This window comes from Mesorhizobium sp. M7A.F.Ca.US.006.04.2.1 (assembly GCF_004022915.1).
Lineage (GTDB): Bacteria > Pseudomonadota > Alphaproteobacteria > Rhizobiales > Rhizobiaceae > Mesorhizobium > Mesorhizobium ciceri.
Window position 1 is genome coordinate 1 of sequence record NZ_RZQA01000602.1, and the last position, 4,011, is coordinate 4,011.

At 64.1% G+C, this 4,011-nt stretch carries 5 protein-coding genes; 2 read left to right on the plus strand and 3 right to left on the minus strand.

The genetic code is table 11. The features are described from left to right. Positions 1 to 802: ATP-binding cassette domain-containing protein (locus EN925_RS26155; protein ID WP_128337033.1), on the plus strand; the 802-nt coding region annotated here is incomplete at its 5' end. 27 nt (positions 803 to 829) lie between these two features. On the opposite strand, the gene EN925_RS26160 is transcribed toward EN925_RS26155, so the two are convergent. Next, positions 830 to 2,317 (minus strand): carboxypeptidase M32, encoded by a 1,488-nt coding sequence (locus EN925_RS26160; protein ID WP_013529120.1) that lies wholly within the window; start codon positions 2,315 to 2,317, stop codon positions 830 to 832. Between the two features lie 140 nt (positions 2,318 to 2,457). Between EN925_RS26160 and EN925_RS26165 the strand changes: the two genes are divergently transcribed. Further along, positions 2,458 to 2,811 (plus strand): DUF1304 domain-containing protein, encoded by a 354-nt coding sequence (locus EN925_RS26165; protein ID WP_063169204.1) that lies wholly within the window; start codon positions 2,458 to 2,460, stop codon positions 2,809 to 2,811. Between the two features lie 75 nt (positions 2,812 to 2,886). On the opposite strand, the gene EN925_RS26170 is transcribed toward EN925_RS26165, so the two are convergent. After that, positions 2,887 to 3,321, minus strand: coding sequence for a hypothetical protein (locus EN925_RS26170; protein WP_027162534.1), 435 nt, complete (start codon positions 3,319 to 3,321; stop codon positions 2,887 to 2,889). 239 nt (positions 3,322 to 3,560) lie between these two features. Next, positions 3,561 to 4,011: peptidoglycan-binding protein (locus EN925_RS26175; RefSeq protein WP_164894395.1), on the minus strand; the 451-nt coding region annotated here is incomplete at its 5' end.

Consider the following 4,011-nt stretch of genomic DNA (forward strand, 5'->3'; position numbering starts at 1 on the left):
GGCTCCCGCCGATCCGAAGCCGCTGCCGGCCGTCGCCAAGGGCGCGATCGTCTTCGACAATATCTCCTTCTCCTACCCGGCAAGGCCCGACCGCGCCGCCGTGCACGGCTTAAGCTTTCAGGTCATGCCGGGCGAGACGGTGGCGATCGTCGGGCCGTCAGGGGCCGGCAAGAGCACGGTGTTTTCGCTGATCCTGCGTTTTTACGATCCCGAAACAGGCAAGATCCTGATCGACGGCGTCGATGTGCGCGAGGCCGATCCCGTTTCGGTCCGCCAGCGCATCGCCATCGTGCCGCAGGACGTCACCATTTTCGCGGCAAGCGCGCGTGACAATATCGGTTTCGGCCGGCCGGGAGCCAGCAAGACCGAAATCGAGACGGCGGCGAAGGATGCACTTGCCGATGAATTCATCCTCAAGCTGGAAAAAGGCTATGACAGCCAAGTCGGCGGGCGCGGCGTGACGCTGTCAGGCGGTCAGCGCCAGCGGGTTGCGATCGCCCGTGCCATCTTGCGCGACGCGCCGATCCTGTTGCTCGACGAGGCCACCTCGGCACTCGACGCCGAAAGCGAAACGCTGGTGCAGACGGCATTGGAACGGCTGATGCAGGGCCGCACCACGATCGTCATCGCCCACCGCCTGGCAACGGTGCTGAAGGCCGACAGGATCCTGGTCATGGATGGGGGCTCGATCGTCGAGGAAGGCACGCATCAAAGCCTTGTCGCCAAGGGCGGCATCTATGCACGGCTGGCCAAGCTGCAGTTCGAAACCGGCGCCAGTGCTTTCAGGGGCGCGGCGGAATAGGCAGATCTGGCGCTGTGGCGACAGCCGCTATGCGGCTCCATAGCGCTGTTTCAGATGGTTCACGAAATAGGTGGCGTTGAGCTTTTCGCCTGTGGCGCGTTCGAGCAGGTCCGGCGTCGACCAGCGTGACCCCTGTGACCAGATTTTTTGGCGGCGCCAGTCGTTGATCGCCTCGAAATTGCCTTTGGCGAGATCCTCGTCGGCGGCAGGATGCTCCCGCGTCAGCGCCGCCCATTGCTGTGCTGCCATCATCGCGCCCAGCGTGTAGGAGGGGAAGTAGCCGAAAGCTGCCCCGGGCCAATGCACGTCCTGCATTGGCCCGTCGGCTGGGTTGTCGATGGTGGAAAGGCCGAGGTAGTCGCGCATCTTGGCGTCCCAGGCTTCGGGCAGATCGGCCACCTCCAGCCGGCCCGAGACGAGTTCCTGTTCCAGTTCGTAGCGCAGGATGACATGCAGGGGATAGGTCACCTCGTCGGCATCGACCCGGATCAGGCCGCGTCCGACGCGATGCACGTGCGGCAGGATGTCGTCGAGCGACCAGGCTTCGCCGAGATGCTTTTCAACCACTGGCAGCGCCCAGCGCCAGAAGGCCGGGTTGCGGCCTAGCTGCTTCTCGACGAACAGGCTCTGGCTTTCATGCACGGCCATGCCGCGCGCTTTGCCGAGCGGCCAGTGCGACCATGCCTTGGGCAGGTTCTGTTCGTAGAGCGCATGGCCGGTCTCGTGCAGCACGCCCATCAGCGCCGACAGGAAGTCGGACGTCTTGTAGCGGGTGGTGATACGCACGTCGCTCGGCACGCCGCCGCAGAAAGGGTGGTGCGACACCGACAGCGACCCATGCGTCAGGTCGAAGCCGACTGCCGTCATCATGGCAAGGCCGAGCTCGCGCTGCCGATCGATCGCATAGGTGCCCGAAAGCGGCTTCAGCGGGCGCTTGCGCTGCCGTGCGTCCTGGATCGCCAGCGCCTCCGGCACGAAACTTTTCAGAAAAGCCTTCAGGTCGCTGAACACAGGCGTGATGTCGGCGGTGCGGTTGCCGGGGTCGTACTGCTCCATCAGCGCGTCATAGGGGGCCAGGCCGAGCACATCGGCACGCAGCGCCGCCTCCTCGCGCACCAGCGCCACGACGCCTTCCAGCGCCGGCTGGAAGCCTGCCCAGTCGTTCTTGGCGCGCAGGCCGCGCCACAGCTGCTCGCAACGCATGCGCGCGGTCGTCTGGCGTTCGACGAATTCGACCGGCAGGCAGGTCAGGTTGGTGTATTGCCGCCGCAGTTCCGAGACGGCGGCGCGCTGCTCCTCCCCCAGCGCTTCCTGTTCGGCCGCGGCGATCCAGTCTGCTATCTCGGGCGCCGTTGCCCTGGTGTGATACATGCCGGCCAGTGCCGACATCGCCTCGGCACGCTTCTCGCCGCCGCCGACGGCCATGTGCGTGGCCTCATCGGCACCGAGGATGGCCAGCGCATGCTCGAGCGCTTCGAGCTTGTGACCGAGGTCGTCGAGTTTCTGAAAGGACATGGCGACTTCCGTGATTGGGACGGCGCGAAAAGACACCAACGCAAAAGCGTTGGCAACCCTCGGATGCCGTCCGGCAAATGCACCTTGCGCAGGCGAGGCCGCGCATGAAATGCTGCCGGCAACACATCAAGGGGGAAAAAATGATCGGCAACATCCTGGTCGGGCTGGTGGCCTTGATCCATGCCTACATCGTCTATCTGGAGATGGTGCTGTGGGACACGCCGCGCGGGCACAAGGCTTTCAACCTGACCCCGGAATTCGCCAGTGCCTCGAAAGTGCTCGCGGCCAATCAGGGACTTTATAACGGGTTCCTCGCCGCCGGGTTGATCTGGGGGCTATACCTTGGTGCGGCCGGGTTCCAGGTCAAGGTCTTCTTTCTGGCTTGCGTGGCCATTGCCGGCCTCTATGGCGCGGCAACGGTCGGGCGCAAGATCCTGTTCATCCAGACCGTGCCGGCGGTGATCGCCCTGATCGCGGTATTGCTCGGCTGGTAAAAAGGACGCCCGCGGGATCGCTCTCGAAGGCGCCAGGCGGTTCCTTCCTCTTGGACCGTTTCGGGCGCTATGGCCTCAGCCGTTCGGGTAATTGCCGCCGTCGGCGCCGTCGCCGATCATGAAGCCGCTGCCGGTGTCGATCATCAGCCGCTGGTCGACATTGTCGAGACGGCGCAGCAGATCATGGTATTGCGCGGCCGGTATCCTGCCGTGATCGGAGGCGGCGACTTTCTCTGCCGCCTGACTGATGTGGGCCGTGCGCATTTCCAGGCGTTCCGCCACAGCCGGGGTGATGTTGTTGGCCTGTCTTGCGTCCACGATGCCCTGCCGGACGCCCTGCACCTGTTGGATAAGCGCCTCGACACGCGGGCCAGTCATATCGGTTGGATCGGTCGCGTCGAGAGCGCCCTTGTGATGGCCCGCGGCATAGGCGCCGGCAAGCGGAACGGCGATGAGGAGCGCCGTGAGTGTTGCAGTTCTAAGCGAGGTCTTGGGAGTGAAAGAGCGCATCACGCGTCTCCTCTTGTAGAGGGAGGCGGCGGTTGTCCGCCTGCCTTCCAGCCTTGGGCCGTCCGGTTCCGTCGCGTCGCGATGAGGGGGGATTCATCGCCGGCGGTTCTCGGCCCGGGCGGCAGGCTAGGACCGCCCTGCGACAATGTGTAATTAAAAAAAGATAATCTTTTCAGGCCTTGCCCGCCTCCATCTGCGCCCTAGGGTTGAACCGGCGAACAAGTTCGCGTGATTTTCGATCAACGTTCGGTGAGCTTCAGTTCAATACGGCGGTTCTTGTTGCGCGCCTCTTCGGTGTCGGCGGGATCGAGCGGCTGGAACTCACCGAAGCCTGCCGCGACCAGGCGGTTGGCCGGCACGCCGTTCTCGATCAGAAATTTCACCACCGAGGTCGAACGCGCCGTCGACAGTTCCCAATTGTCGCGGTAGCGGCCGGTGCCGGAGAGCGGCTTGTTGTCGGTATGGCCGTCGACGCGCAGCACCCAGTTGATCTCGGGCGGGATTTCCTTCTGCAACTCGATGATGGCGTCGGCGAGTTTCTTCATCTCGACCTTGCCGGCATCGTTGATCACCTCGGAGCCCGTTGGGAACAGCACTTCCGACTGGAAGACGAAGCGGTCGCCGACGATGCGGATGTTCTCGCGGTCGGCGAGGATTTCGCGCAAACGGCCGAAGAAGTCGGAGCGGTAG